The sequence below is a fragment of the Microcystis sp. LE18-22.4A genome, from assembly GCF_027531105.1.
Lineage (GTDB): Bacteria > Cyanobacteriota > Cyanobacteriia > Cyanobacteriales > Microcystaceae > Microcystis > Microcystis aeruginosa.
On the sequence record NZ_JAPZRB010000210.1, the window covers coordinates 1 to 14,457 of the forward strand.

13 protein-coding genes and 2 pseudogenes are annotated in these 14,457 nt (G+C 45.5%); 7 read left to right on the forward strand and 8 right to left on the reverse strand.

What is annotated here, in order from left to right:
• Positions 1–135: 135 nt before the first annotated feature.
• The 3 genes and pseudogenes from O9295_RS09175 to acs form a co-directional block, all read right to left on the reverse strand.
• Positions 136–474 (reverse strand): annotated as a pseudogene (locus tag O9295_RS09175) (GNAT family N-acetyltransferase); the annotation flags it as partial.
• Between the two features lie 39 nt (positions 475–513).
• Positions 514–942 (reverse strand): hypothetical protein, encoded by a 429-nt coding sequence (locus O9295_RS09180; protein WP_288024256.1) that lies wholly within the window; start codon positions 940–942, stop codon positions 514–516.
• A gap of 275 nt (positions 943–1,217) precedes the next feature.
• The gene (gene acs / locus O9295_RS09185; protein WP_288024253.1) at positions 1,218–3,188 is read right to left on the reverse strand and encodes an acetate--CoA ligase; all 1,971 of its coding nucleotides are present in this window, start codon (positions 3,186–3,188) and stop codon (positions 1,218–1,220) included.
• A gap of 251 nt (positions 3,189–3,439) precedes the next feature.
• Here acs and psaC point away from each other — a divergent pair, with 251 nt between their 5' ends.
• Complete coding sequence (psaC, locus tag O9295_RS09190; protein WP_002734319.1) at positions 3,440–3,685, forward strand: photosystem I iron-sulfur center protein PsaC; 246 nt, start codon at positions 3,440–3,442, stop codon at positions 3,683–3,685.
• Between the two features lie 322 nt (positions 3,686–4,007).
• Here psaC and O9295_RS09195 read toward each other — a convergent pair whose 3' ends face one another.
• Complete coding sequence (locus tag O9295_RS09195) at positions 4,008–4,697, reverse strand: Uma2 family endonuclease (protein WP_002756679.1); 690 nt, start codon at positions 4,695–4,697, stop codon at positions 4,008–4,010.
• A 75-nt stretch (positions 4,698–4,772) separates the two neighbouring features.
• On the opposite strand from O9295_RS09195, the gene O9295_RS09200 reads away from it, so the two are divergent.
• Positions 4,773–5,501: an ABC transporter ATP-binding protein gene (locus tag O9295_RS09200; RefSeq protein ID WP_288032750.1), complete on the forward strand. Its 729-nt coding sequence runs from the start codon at positions 4,773–4,775 to the stop codon at positions 5,499–5,501.
• 2 nt (positions 5,502–5,503) lie between these two features.
• On the opposite strand, the gene O9295_RS09205 is transcribed toward O9295_RS09200, so the two are convergent.
• From O9295_RS09205 to O9295_RS27805, 4 genes and pseudogenes are all read right to left on the reverse strand, one after another.
• Positions 5,504–6,274 carry a class II glutamine amidotransferase gene (locus O9295_RS09205; RefSeq protein WP_353851857.1) on the reverse strand — a complete coding sequence of 257 codons (771 nt, stop codon included), beginning with the start codon at positions 6,272–6,274 and terminating at the stop codon, positions 5,504–5,506.
• A 529-nt stretch (positions 6,275–6,803) separates the two neighbouring features.
• A complete protein-coding gene (locus O9295_RS09210; RefSeq protein ID WP_288032752.1) occupies positions 6,804–8,648 on the reverse strand; it encodes a hypothetical protein in 1,845 nt (614 codons plus the stop codon).
• A 539-nt stretch (positions 8,649–9,187) separates the two neighbouring features.
• Positions 9,188–9,439 carry a DUF4926 domain-containing protein gene (locus O9295_RS09215; RefSeq protein WP_002755998.1) on the reverse strand — a complete coding sequence of 84 codons (252 nt, stop codon included), beginning with the start codon at positions 9,437–9,439 and terminating at the stop codon, positions 9,188–9,190.
• 3 nt (positions 9,440–9,442) lie between these two features.
• Positions 9,443–9,577: pseudogene (locus tag O9295_RS27805) on the reverse strand (DUF6883 domain-containing protein); the annotation flags it as partial.
• 240 nt (positions 9,578–9,817) lie between these two features.
• Between O9295_RS27805 and O9295_RS09220 the strand changes: the two are divergent.
• From O9295_RS09220 to O9295_RS09240, 5 genes are all read left to right on the forward strand, one after another.
• Entirely contained in the window at positions 9,818–10,003 is a 186-nt protein-coding gene (locus O9295_RS09220) for a hypothetical protein (protein WP_502846497.1), read from the forward strand.
• 89 nt (positions 10,004–10,092) lie between these two features.
• Entirely contained in the window at positions 10,093–11,634 is a 1,542-nt protein-coding gene (locus O9295_RS09225) for a bifunctional pantoate--beta-alanine ligase/(d)CMP kinase (RefSeq protein ID WP_288032754.1), read from the forward strand.
• 2 nt (positions 11,635–11,636) lie between these two features.
• A complete protein-coding gene (locus O9295_RS09230) occupies positions 11,637–13,460 on the forward strand; it encodes a phosphodiester glycosidase family protein (protein ID WP_288032755.1) in 1,824 nt (607 codons plus the stop codon).
• Between the two features lie 14 nt (positions 13,461–13,474).
• The gene (locus O9295_RS09235) at positions 13,475–13,798 is read left to right on the forward strand and encodes a phasin family protein (RefSeq protein ID WP_002758682.1); all 324 of its coding nucleotides are present in this window, start codon (positions 13,475–13,477) and stop codon (positions 13,796–13,798) included.
• 6 nt (positions 13,799–13,804) lie between these two features.
• Positions 13,805–14,323 (forward strand): FKBP-type peptidyl-prolyl cis-trans isomerase, encoded by a 519-nt coding sequence (locus tag O9295_RS09240; protein WP_147069643.1) that lies wholly within the window; start codon positions 13,805–13,807, stop codon positions 14,321–14,323.
• Positions 14,324–14,457: the final 134 nt, after the last annotated feature.

Here is a 14,457-nt window from a genome sequence, read left to right on the forward strand (position 1 = left end):
AAATTTTGCCTCAAACCCTGTCTGCGTAAGGATTTCAGGAGTTTGTACCCAGTAGTTTATTAGTATTACATTGCTTTAACTCAGGCTCTGTAAGACTTTGAGCCATAGCTAGTATATTTATACGGGGGAAGTTCAGATATATCCTTGTCCCCAATAATCGCACCGTAAATGCCAACCAATTTCGATATCTGGGGTAGGATAACCGTGCTTATCGGGCAAATTCTGTAAAATTATCGAACCGATAATCTGATTATTTTTTCGATCGATCATTGCCCACCAATCGCTGCCATTACCCTGATTACGAATAGTTGGTAATCTTTCGGAAAAATGGGCATTTAAACTCTCAATATCCGTGGCTAACTGACGAATTCTCGGCAAAAAATGAGTGACTTCGGAATTTTGATAGATCTGAAAAAAAGACTCTTTGTCTGCGGGTAGTTGCCAAGGACGGAGAATTAGGCGATCACTTTTCATTGTTTTAGTGAGCAAATTATAGCAATTCTTTTTCTGAGATTAGGGATTATTGTCGATAAAAAAACTTCTAAATCCTACGGCTAGTAAGGAACCACTTAAGACAGTTATCAATGTCCAAATTTGATTTTTTTGGGTTCCTTCGACTTTCTCTAAGCGTTTATTCATGTCATCAAATTTACTATCAAGAGTTTTAATATCACCTTTAACTTCCGTGAGTTCAATCTTTAAATCGGTAGTATCTTTTTGAACAGTTTTGACATCAGCTTTCATTTCCGCTTGTCCATTCTCGATCACCTTCAATCGATTGTCAACCTCAATCAGTCGAGTTTCCATGGTAGTGAGTCGAGTTTCCATGGTAGTGAGTCGATTGTCGATTTCGTTGAATCGATGTTCGATTATCTTCTGTCCATTGAGGATTAAATCTTCTAGTCTTTTTAAATCATTATCGGTAGTAGTGGTGGTGGTCATTGATTAAACTCCTATAATTTCAATTCGCTCTTATCTTTATTATTACAGCCTTTCTTATAAACATGAAGTATAACCGAATTTGGTATTGACAACCGACTCCCCACTTCCCCACTTCCCCACTTCCCCACTTCCCCTATACCTTTTCAACAGGATTTATTATTAGTTATAGCTTTGGTGCTTGAGCAAATATGTTCACCGAGCATCACTCCCGTTAGAGTGAGATAAGATTAACTCTTATTCCTCACCCTAACTGCTAGGAAAAACCAGCAATTAAATTACGCACCTTGCCGTAATTTATCCAAAACCGATCGATCTTCTAGAGTAGAAGTATCACCAGAAATCTCTTGACCTGATGCTAAAGTTCGCAAGAGACGACGCATAATTTTACCCGATCGCGTTTTTGGCAGTACATCGGTAAAACGGATTTCTCCCGGTCGAGCAATAATGCCAATTTCCTTGACAACGTGATCCTTTAATGCTTGCGCTAACTCCGGACTCGCTTCATAATGCCCCTCGAGAGTCACAAAAGCATAGACTTCTTCCCCTTTAATTTCATCCGGTCGTCCCACCACAGCCGCCTCCGCTACCGCGGGATGGGATACTAAAGCTGATTCGATCTCCATTGTCCCTAAACGGTGGCCAGAAACGCTCATCACGTCATCGACGCGCCCCATTACCCAGAAATAACCGTCTTCGTCCTGACGGCTACCATCTCCAGCAAAATAGAGATATTGGCCATCTTTGGGGGCGATATGTTCCCAGTAGGTATTGCGGAAGCGATCGGGATTTTTATAAACTGTTCGCATCATACCGGGCCAGGGATGTTTGACCACCAGATAACCCCCCTCATTCGCTTGGGTGGGATTACCGTCTAAGTCCACCACTTCGGCCATAATACCGGGGAAAGGTAGGGTTGCTGACCCCGGTTTGGTGGCAATTGCCCCGGGTAAGGGAGTAATCATAATCCCCCCGGTTTCCGTTTGCCACCAAGTATCGACAATCGGACATTTTTCTTTACCGATAACCCGGTGATACCACATCCACGCTTCTGGGTTAATCGGTTCTCCCACAGTTCCCAGTAAGCGCAAAGAGGATAAATCCCGGCTATTGGGGATATCTTCACCCATTTTGATAAAAGCGCGGATAGCAGTGGGGGCAGTATAAAAGATATTAACCCGATATTTCTCGATGACATCCCAAAAACAGCCTAAATTAGAGGGACGGGGAACCCCTTCATACATTACCGTGGTTGCACCATTAGAGAGCGGTCCGTAAACGATATAACTATGGCCGGTAATCCAACCCACATCGGCAGTACACCAGTAAACATCGGTGTCTTTCAGGTCAAAAATCCATTTGCAGGTGACATGGGTGTAGAGATTATAACCGCCGGTGGTGTGGACGACTCCTTTCGGTTTGCCGGTGGAACCACTGGTATAGAGGATAAATAACATATCTTCGCTATCCATCGGTTCGGCCGGACAGTTAGCAGATACCTGTTTTTGTAGATCATGCCACCAGTAATCGCGATCAGCAACCATATTGATGGGTTCCTTGCTGCGCTGGACAACGAGAACTTTTTCCACACTGGGGGCGCTATTATCGGCTAGAGCCAGATCTACCTGTTCCTTGAGGGCAACGACTTTATCCTTGCGGAAACCACCATCGGCAGTGATTACCACCTTAGCGGCCGCATCATTAAGACGATCGCGCAAAGCATCGGCACTAAATCCCCCAAAAACTACACTGTGGGGCGCGCCAATTCTGGCACAGGCTAACATGGCGATGGCCGCTTCGGGAATCATCGGCAGATAAATTCCGACCACATCGCCTTTTTTAACGCCTAATTCTTTTAAAGCGTTGGCAAATTGACAGACTTCTCGGTGTAGCTGTTCGTAGGTAATGGTGCGGCTGTCTCCCGGTTCTCCTTCCCAGATGATGGCGGCTTTATTGCGTCTCCATGTGGTGAGATGTCTGTCAATACAGTTGTAACAAATATTAATCTTGCCGTTGACGAACCATTTAGCAAAGGGGGGCTGCCAGTCAAGAATCTCTGACCATTTTTCAAACCAATGTAATTCTTTTTCGGCTAATTGGGCCCAAAAAGCCGAGGGATCGGCCTTGGCTTTGGCGTAGAGTTGCTGGTATTCTTCAAAGCTTTTAATGGTGGCATTCTGGGCAAATTCGGCACTGGGAGGAAACAGCCGATTTTCCTGTAGGATCGATTCGATCGCTATTTCTGTCATACTGGCAAACGAAATAAATTATCTTGCGATCCAGATTACCTTTTTCGGTTCCCCCCGTAACCCCGGCAAGCAATTCTTTAAGGCTATTTTAGAATTGCCCGATCCCTGACTAGCGATCGCCATTTGGCCCCAAGTGTTACAGAGTTTAAAGTTATGTCACCGATCGAGCGATGAACAGATCGCTGTAAGGTAAACTAACCGATAAACCCGAAATTTAACATGGAGAACACTCGGTAAGGAGTCATAATTCGATGTCTCATAGCGTTAAAATTTACGATACCTGTATCGGTTGCACCCAATGCGTTCGGGCTTGTCCCCTCGACGTGCTGGAAATGGTTCCTTGGGATGGCTGTAAAGCTGCCCAGATTGCCTCCTCCCCCCGCACGGAAGACTGTATTGGTTGCAAACGTTGCGAAACCGCTTGTCCGACGGATTTCTTGAGCATTCGGGTTTATCTCGGAGCAGAAACCACCCGCAGTATGGGTCTAGCCTACTAGGCCTGGCAATCATTCTGTGTTTAACATTTAGCGAAAACTAATCTTGTTAAGAGGACTAACCAGTCCTCTTTTTTCGTTATACTCCCTTCGCTAGTGAAGATTTTAGTTAGGGTTTGCGGCAAAAAGTACGGGCGAAGCATTCGGATAGAAAATCTACGGTTTCACCGATAAGTTATTGCCCGAATGCTTCGCCCCTACAGGACGCAATCGCCGATCAAGATGCAAGGTTTTTGAGCCACTAGCTTTAAAATCTTGCACCTGCCTCGCCAAACAGGCCCCAAACCCCTTACCTCGTCTATATTTCACATTTATTCAGCAGACCCTAGTTAGGTAATTCCCCAAAAAGTTGACGATATTTTTGCAGTTTTGCCTCCATTTCTACTAACTGCTGATTGACCTGTTCAGCCCGTTGGCGTTCATTTTCAGCCCGTTGCTTTTCCTGCTCCAGTAGTTGATTAATTTCGCTGTAGGACAAAAATTGAGTGCCATCAGGACGATAAATTTTTAACTCGTCGGTTAAGTCAAAACGAATGCCTAAACGGGGACTCACCCAATTATTAACCTCACTAACACTGTCTAAACTGTCACCAATTCGCTGCCAAGCTTCTAGACTATTATCATCGGGATCATAGACGTAGTATTCTTGGACTCCATAGCGATCATAAAATAGCAATTTTTTGGCCATTTCGATGGAGGTATTATTGGGAGAAAGAATCTCAAAGACGACTTGAGGAGCAAGATTATCTTCTTGCCATTGTTTGTAGGAACCTCGATCGCCTTTCGGTCTGCCAAATACTACCATCGTATCAGGAGCGGCAGCAATTTTCGGCTGGCCTTCCACGGGATACCACAACAGATCCCCCGCTACAAATACCTGGGGATCATCGATATATAACCAGTCGAGATTCTGCTTAATCGTCACTATCCAGTTAAATTGTTTAGTATTATCTGCCATCGGTTTACCGTCGCTCTCAGGATAGATAATCTCGGTTTTGTTAACTTGACTAACCATGGGGAATACCTGCCGAACTCATTGGGCTATTTTTATTATATAATAAACTTGAACTAAGTAAGGAAAAGACCGCTCTTGATTTTAGAACTACAGCAAGTAAATTTAGCTATCCGACGCGGCAGTGCTTATCTGTTAGAAGATATTACTTTTGGCATCAAGCAAGGAGAAAAGTTAGCTATTGTCGGAGCATCTGGGGCAGGAAAAACGACTCTTTTGCGATTGTTAAATCGTTTGCAGGAACCCAGCACGGGAAATATTTATTTTCAAGGTAAATCGATTAAGGAAATACCGGTTATTTCCCTGCGACAACAGATAGTTTTATTGCTACAAGAGTCGAAATTATTAGGGATGACTGTTCGAGATGCTCTCGCTTATCCTCTACAATTAAAAAAACTTATCCCTGCGGAAATTAATCAGAGAATTGACCGTTGGACATCTCTGTTAAAAATTCCTCAACAGTGGTTTGAACGCGGGGAGTTAGAATTATCTTTAGGACAAAGACAATTAGTGGCAATTACCAGAGCTTTGTTGTTAGAACCGAGCATACTGTTATTAGATGAACCCACCTCTGCTCTAGATACAGGCACGGCCACCAGGTTATTAGAAGTATTAAACAATCAAAGTTCAATGACGATAATTATGGTCAATCATCAACTGGATTTGTTAGAGGAATTTGCCGAGAGAGTTATTTATCTAGAAGCGGGAAAAATTGGTTCAGATTGCCTCGCCCATCAATTAGATTGGTTAGGACTAAAAACTCAGTTAATTGATTTAGAAAAATCTCGGCAAAGTGACCACTGGTAAGATTAACTTAAAATTGCTGCGCCCTCCTGAAAAACTAATAATTCTCCTGAATTAATCGTTGTCCAAACTTCATTATCAGTTAAGGGAGTAGTGGCAATAATTGCTACTTGATCGCCTGGACGAGCTAAAGCTTGAAAATCAACGCTCACATCTTCATCAATTAAATGAGCAGCGGCAAAAGGATATTGACGAATTATATAGCTTAATTTCGTCGAACAATGGGCAAAAAAATGTTCACCATCGGATAAAAGATAATTAAAAATTCCTTGACAAGCGATAGAATTTGTGATAGTTTTTAGGACTTGATAGAGTTGTTCTAGGGAAGGTTTGCCCTGGGGAAAAGTCTCTCGCAGGGTATTAAGAATTAAACAGAAAGCTTTTTCCGAATCCGTGTCCCCAACCGGTTGATAAAAATCTCCCGCAGCCGGTGAGAAATTTTCTAAATTACCATTATGGGCAAAAACCCAATATTTTCCCCACAATTCCCGCCGAAAAGGATGACAGTTTTCTAGTTTAATTTCTCCTTGGGTGGCTTTGCGAATATGGGCGATAACATTGGTAGAATGGATCGGATAGTTTTTAATTAATTCCGCAATCGGAGAAGCGATCGAGGGTTTAACATCAATAAAAGTTCGGCAGCCTAAACCTTCAAAAAAGGCGATTCCCCAACCGTCTCGATGTTCGTCGGTTTTTCCTCCCCGCGCACAAAATCCCTCAAAGGAAAAACAGATATCCGTGGGGACATTACAATTCATGCCTAAAAGTTGACACATAGTTGCTTGAGTTTGAATATCAGATGCCGGCAAAATTACTTACTGCCAGCAGCCGTGACAGGAGACAGGAGAATTTTTTCCAGCTGCCTCTTGCCTATCCTAGCTAAGAAATTAATCTGGCACTAAGTAGGTAGGTGTTAAAAACTGTCAGACACCCCCCTTATCAAGGCTGACAGGGGGGATCAAACCCCCTCAAGGTAAGGTTGATTGTCGGTAGGTGTTAAAAACTGTCAGACACCCCCCTTATCAAGGGGGGCAGGGGGGATCAAACCCCCTCAAGGTAAGGTTGATTGTCGGTAGGTGTTAAAAACTGTCAGACACCCCCCTTATCAAGGGGGGCAGGGGGGATCAAACCCCCCTTATCAAGGGGGGCAGGGGGGATCAAACCCCCTCAAGGTAGGGTTGATTCATGAATCAACCCTACTATGAATCAACCCTACTATGAATCAACCCTACTATGAATCAACCCTAGGGGCAGGGGGGGGAGATTCGGCTAATCCAAGAATAAGCGGTTTAAATGCGTCTTAGCTTACAACCTAGAAGAACAGCAAGTTTTCCATTTTTGGGCGATAGAAAGGATTAATGCTTTTTCTGCTTGGGGTAAATTGGCAGCCTGTCGGTCGATTATATCGCTTAATTCCCCGATAATCCGATCTCTACTTCTCTGTGCTAAAGCCATTTCTGCGATAACTCGATTTAAACTGCTGATAGCTTGCCAAGTTTGCGGACGTAATGAAGGTTCTGCGGCAATGGGGGCAACTTTCAGGAAACCGATACTATCGAAAGTTGCTGCCCGACTAAATCGGTGTAAAGTTTGGGCTAGGCTATACATTTCTTGCCCGTAGGCGAGGGAACGTACCACAGCAAAGGCTTTTTCGGCTTTTTCGGTGTCCTGTTGGTGAAGATACCAAAAACCAGCGGCGGCGGCGCGAGCAGGAGTATCTAGACGGATTTGGCTGTCAGGAAAAGAAAACGTGTTCGCCGACCCATATTTTAACAATTGCCAATCGGAGGAAAACGGTTTCGCCGACGCATATTTTAACAATTGCCAATCGGAGGGATTTTCTGCCAGACGGGAGACCCGATAGATAATTTCTGCCTCTGGGAATTGCGGTAAAACGCGATTAACGGCGGCAAGGACAGGAATAAACTGGCGGCTGTACCGAAGGTATTGATTGAGGTTATTAATAGCCGTTTCCCAGTCTTGCTGTAACCATTGTTGTAGAGTCGAGGTTAACCCCGGCAGCGGTAGAAGGGTAATACGGGGAAAAAGTCGCCCTTGGGGGCCCGCCAAAAGCCCGATTAGCCAATTATCAAGACGGAAAAAGGCGAATACGCCCAGCGCCACGCCCGACACCACGCCGAACACCACGCCCGACGCCAAGCCCAACGCCACGCCGAACACCACGCCCGACGCCACGCCCGACACCACGCCCGACACCACGCCCGACACCCCGCTCAACGCCACGCCCAACGCCACGCCCAACGCCAAGCCCAACGCCACGCCCAACGCCACGCCCAACGCCACGCCCAACGCCACGCCCGACACCTCGCCCGACATCACGCCCCACACCACGACCGACACCGCGCCCAACGCCACGCTCAACGCCACGCCGAACGCCACGCCCGACACCACGCCCCACACCACGCCCAACTCCCCGCCCAACTCCACGCCCCACACCGCGCCCGACGCCACGCCCAACACCACGCCCCACACCACGCCCGACACCACGCCCGACACCCCGCTCAACGCCACGCCCAACGCCACGCCCAACACCCCGACCCACACCGAGCTCCACACCACGCCCAACGCCACGCCCAACACCCCGCCCAACTCCACGCCCGACACCACGCCCGACACCACGCCCGACACCTCGCCCGACACCACGCCCAACGGCACGCCCGACACCACGCCCAACGCCACGCCCAACGCCACGCCCGACACCACGCCCAACGGCACGCCCAACGCCACGCCCGACACCACGCCGAACGCCACGCCCAACGCCACGCCCAACACCCCGCCCAACGCCACGCCCGACACCACGCCGAACGCCACGCCCAACGCCACGCCCGACACCACGCCCGACACCACGCCCGACGCCACGCCCACCCAATTAACAGAAAGTCCTAAATTTGCTGCTATGCTACAGATAATCAGAGGGGTAATTACAGTTAAGAGAAGACCCTGAATCCCTAGGCGCAATTGTACGGGATGGTTATCGCCGCCGCCTCTCGTTTCCACATACCAGCGCACTGCTTGGGGAAAATAAAACACCCAGTACAACAGCAAAAGATAATCAAAGGGATTCCATAAAGATAAATCGCGTCTGAGTTTAGGGGCGAGATTAATGGTGGGGACGGTACTTTCCTTCATAATTTTTATCTCTGGCTATTTACCCGGTGATGGTTTATTAAGTAGGTAGGTGTTAACTGTCAAACACCCCCCTTATCAAGGGGGGATTAAGGGGGGATCAAACCCCCCTTATCAAGGGGGGCAGGGGGGATCAAACCCCCTCAAGGTAGGGTTGATTCATGAATCAACCCTACTATGAATCAACCCTAGGGGGCAAGGGGATCAAAGACAAAATCTATCTTCTATTTAATCAGAACCACTTAATTATCGGAACTAAAAAAGGCTTATATATATTTAGGCACGGATTCCCATTATAATAAAAAGTATAGGTCAAATCGAGGGATTTTGTCAAGTCTTTTTTAGCATTAATCTATATAATTGTCGGGTTGCTTACCAGTCATTGTCCTGAAAAAAATTAGGTTCTTCTATTTGTTTTATCCAATGGAGGGGGTTATAAGGAATGAAACCCCGATAGAGACAGACATTGCTGCGATTTTTGTCAATTGTTTTCGCTCTAGAACAAACTAATCAATTAAGTCTCTTGCCATATAAGGATTTAGTCAATTTATGCCCCTATATCGAACCATACCAAGTAACGAAGAACCTTCTTTTTCCTCTTCTTGAATCGCCGATTTCGGGACAATGACGACGTTAACCGATTCTTCTACTTCGTTGAATAGTTCTAAAACATATCCTTCCTCACCCCCCTTCGGATGGGCAACTATATCAACAAGAATCGCCGAATCACCCTGCTTAAGATTGTATTCGGGAACGTCGCGGGCTAGGGTCACTTCTTCGTATAGTTGCGCCATGGTTTATTTTTCCTTTCGGGGTTTGAGGGTGATAAATTGAAATTGATGATCTAGGTTTCGTTTTAGCCAAATCGTGACGACGGATAGGCGAACTTGATTACTGCCGATTAATTCGCCCTCGACTCGATCGAAGGTTCCCTATTCGATTCACCGATCAAGTGTATTAATTGATATTGTTTCAAGGTTTTTTTGGGGTTGTAATTGCATAATTTTTTTTTAAATAGTCTAGACTAAAAAGGCTTATATATATTTCGGCACGGATTCCCATTATAATAAAAAGTATAGGTCAAATCGAGGGATTTTGTCAAGTCTTTTTTGCCATTAATCTATACAATTTTGGGGCTGCTCACCAGTCATTGTCCTAAAAAAAATTATGCCCTGGTTTGTCAAACAAGCCTATGTGCAGCGTTTAATCAAGTCAGTCCCGATGAAAAAATTTTCACCCCCACAGATGAAAGAGGTTTCTTTCCCTACACCCCACACCCTACACCCTCTTTCAAGTCAGGACAGGAGGCAAAAAGGGAATCATTGGACAGAAAGAGGCGATGGGATGTTATTATTTAAAGCCGATTCCCCGGAAGCAGCCGAATCGATCATCGGGCAGCATCCCCTGGCGAATAGTAGTGGAATAGGCTATTAAAGGAGTGAACCCTGTGCAAATATTCACAACAATCCCCGGTTTACGCACTTTTTTGGCTGATTATCGCCATGATCATAGTATTGCCCTCGTGCCAACCATGGGCGCTCTCCATAAAGGTCATGCTAGTCTAATTCGACGCGCAGTGACGGAAGCGGAGGTAACTGTGGTCAGTATTTTTGTTAATCCTCTACAATTTGCCCCCACAGAGGATTTTTCTCGCTATCCCCGCAGCCTTGACAGCGATCGCCAATTGTGTGAATCCTTGGGGGTTGCTGCTATTTTTGCTCCCAGTGCGGAAACTTTAGGAATTGGTAATTCTGAGGAGATAACCGCAGTTGTTCCCCCGATTTCTCTGACTAGCGGGTTATGTGGTGCTTTTCGTCCGGGACATTTTCAGGGAGTAGCCACAATTGTCACGCGGTTGTTTAATATTATTGCACCGACGATCGCCTATTTTGGCGAAAAGGATGCTCAACAGTTAGCGATTATCCGGCAATTAGTCAGGGATTTAAATTTAGCGATCGAGATTCGCGCTTGTGCTACAGTGCGAGAAACATCGGGATTAGCAGTTAGTTCTCGCAATCAGTATCTATCGGCCACAGAAAGGGAAAAAGCGACAATTATCGCCCAAAGTTTGCAATTAGCCCTCGAAAGTTTTCGTTTAGGGGAAAGACAAAGGGAAAAACTACTGGCTATTGTCCAAAAAAATCTCGACAGAGTACCAGAATTTCGCTGTCAGTATCTGGATTTAGTCCATCCCCAGAGTTTACAACCGATCGAGCAGATCGAGACAGGGGGACTGTTAGCGATCGCCGGATCGATCGGTCAAACCCGTTTAATTGATAATATTATCTTGCGTCAACGTCGGCCAGTTATCGCTATTGATGGGCCTGCTGGAGCGGGAAAATCGACGGTAACGCGCTTAGTAGCCGAAAAATTGGGGTTAACTTATCTCGATACCGGTGCGATGTATCGCGCGGTGACATGGTTAGTGGTGAATTCCGGTCTGGATTTGTCCGCAGAAGCGGCCATCGCCGAGTTATTATCTTTAGCGAAGATAGCAATAATTCCGGCCGATAGTCCCGAAAATGTGACTATAGTGAAGATTAACGGGCAAGATGTGACTTTAGAGATTCGCTCTCCCGCAATTACCTCGCAAGTGTCCAGAATTGCCGCTCAAAAAGCGGTGAGACAACAGTTAGTCACCCTGCAAAGACAGATGGGAATGTCGGGGGGAATAGTTGTCGAAGGTCGGGATATTGGTACTAATGTTTTCCCAGAAGCGGAATTAAAGATTTTCTTGACAGCGACACCCGAAGAAAGAGCCAGAAGGAGATTAAAAGACTTAGAAGCGCAGGGAAATGGTGGGATTAGTCTCGCAGAATTAACCCAAGAGATTGAAAAAAGGGATTATTTGGATAGTAATCGCTCCCTAGCACCCCTGCGAAAAGCTGCAGATGCGATCGAAGTTAACACCGATCATCTCAGTATTGCAGAAGTCACGGAAAAAATCATTGCTCTTTATTATCTTAACCAAGGGGATTTAAGGGGATAATTATGCAGTTAAATTACCTGACTTTTTCATCTATCTGTTTAACGGTAATTTCCTTGATAATTATCGGCAGTCCAGCTATATCTTTAGCCGATCATAGATCACCAATAACTTTAGCTGCTAGGGATTTATCGAACCAGCAACAGGGACGAACAATTATTCTTAATGGTCGTTCTTTGCCCGTTTCTTGGCGACAGTGGACAGCAGCAAATAATACCAGAATCGCCATGAGTGACACGGGAGCAAGACAATTATTCGGCATGGATTTTCTTAGCACAAATGATTCAAAAAAGCAACCGATAAGCTGGTTTAATTTACAAACTTTATCAGCTAATTTGCTCAATTCCGATCGCTGGCTGGACGTTACGGATATTTTACTAACCATGGGGGCAACAACCACTATTAATGGCGATAGTTTAACTATTAACTTTCCTGCTCCTCAGATTCAAGATATTCAGCTAGAAAATTATGGAGCAGTACAAAGGATTATTATTCAACTCGATCGCCCGACCTTTTGGCAAGTTAGTCAGGCAAAAAATCAAGCAGTGATTACTCTAGAAGGAAATGCCCAACAATCCCTTATCTCTAGGTTTCAACCCCAAACTATCAGCAACAGTAATCAAAATAACGATGAAGATGATCTAGGAAACTCCAATAATAACTTACCCACTCAGATCACTTCCTTAGAAAATAATGGGGTGATCAGTCGTTTAAAAATTAACCTTCCCACTGCCTACGGATTACAGATCAGCAGTGTGGCTAATCCTCCCCGAATTATCATTGATTCTCGTCCCGATGCTATGGATGAAAAGCGCATTGTTTGGCAACCAGGGTTAATCTGGAATCAAAAATATATCCAGTTAGACAAAGATTGGTTTCCCGTGACTTGGTTAGAAATCGATCCCAGAAATCCTCAGATAACTATTAAACCAATTACCGCTAATTCCACCTCAGTGCGCGGCACTAATCCCCTGATCATGATTAATAGCGAAAGTAACGCAGTAGCGATGATTAATGGCGGCTTTTTTAATCGTAATAATCAGTTACCTTTGGGAGCAATTCGTGTGGATGGCAAATGGTTATCTGGACCAATTTTAAACCGAGGAGCGATCGCATGGGATAATCGTGGTAAAATCAGGATCGATCGCCTCAGTTTAGAGGAAACTCTCATTACTGTCACCGGACAACGTTTTCCCCTAACCCAGTTAAATAGTGCTTTCCTGACAGCCGGCTGCAGTCGTTATACTCGCGATTGGGGGAGTAATTATCATCCCCTCACCGAGCGCGAAACCGGGTTAGTCGTCCAAGGCGATCGCGTGACGGAGAAATTAAATAATCTTTCCCCACAGGACAGTATCGCCATACCGGAAAACGGCTATTTAGTCATCTGCCGAAAGACAGATATTAATTTAAATATTGGTGAAAGAGTCAACCTCGATAGCGTCACCCTACCGGGAGATTTTGCTAATTATCCTCAGATTTTAGGTGCTGGCCCCCTATTATTGCAGAATGGGCGCATAGTTTTGGACGGAAATGCCGAAAAATTTAGTCCTGCATTCCAAAATCAACAAGCTTCCCGCAGTGCGATCGCAGTCAGCCAAGAAGGAAAAATTTTGCTAGTGGCTATCCATAATCGCGTCGGGGGAAGGGGGGCAACTTTAGGCGAATTAGCCCGAATTTTGCTGTTAATGTCGGCAAAGGACGGTTTAAACCTAGATGGGGGTAGTTCCACGGGGATAACTTTGGCGGGTTATCTGCTCGATCGCTCTGCCGTTACCGCCGCAAAAGTCCATAATGGAATAGGGATATTTTTATCCCCGTCTCCTTGACAGGTGTGAAAACAATGGATAATAGCGACTGGATTAAACAATTGCTGCTGATGGGTATTGGTACTACTTCCATGGTGGCAGAAAAGATCAAAGAAGTGAGCGACGAATTAGTAAAAGACGGTAAAATCAATTCCGATCAGGCTAAAAACTTTGTCGATGATCTGATGACACAGATGAAGTCTGAACAAGGGAGCTTCGAGAATAACTTAGAACGCTATATCCGCAATATCTTGCAGGATTTAGGGGTTCCCCGACAATCGGAAATGGATGAACTGCGGGGAAGGATTGATAGATTAGAACGGCAGGTGAGAGACTTAGAGAATAAACTCTGGCGTTAGGGAACTATGAAATCAATGCGCGAAATCTTGCTCAGTTTTGCTATTATTGCGGTTTGTGGCTTATTTTTAATCGTTGCTTCCCTCTTTGGTGGAGGGGAAAAAACCAATGCGATCGCCGCAGAAATCGCTCCACCCGCTATCACTCAAACTATTAATAAGGAAATCATCTCCATGGATTTAGATCAAGCAGTCACCACCGATTCGGGACTAAAATACATAGATATCGTGGAAGGAACTGGAGAAAGTCCTCAAAAAGGTCAAAAAGTGACTGTTCACTACACGGGAACCCTCACAGACGGCAAAAAATTCGATAGTTCCAAGGATCGCAATCAACCTTTTACCTTTACCATTGGAGTTGGTCAAGTGATCAAAGGATGGGATGAAGGAGTCGCATCGATGAAAGTCGGTGGGCAGCGTACCTTAATTATCCCCCCAGAATTGGGTTATGGTGCGCGGGGTGCCGGTGGGGTGATTCCTGCCAACGCGACTTTACTTTTCGATGTGGAATTGTTGGCAGTTAAATAGGGTTTGCTGAAAAAGCTTTTCGGTGGTGGCAGGGTGTGGGGTGTGGGGTGTGGGGTGTGGGGTTTTACCAGTTTTGAGGTGGTCAACTACCTAATTTTCAGGGAAAAAGTACCTGAATTTTCCCCCGATCCCCG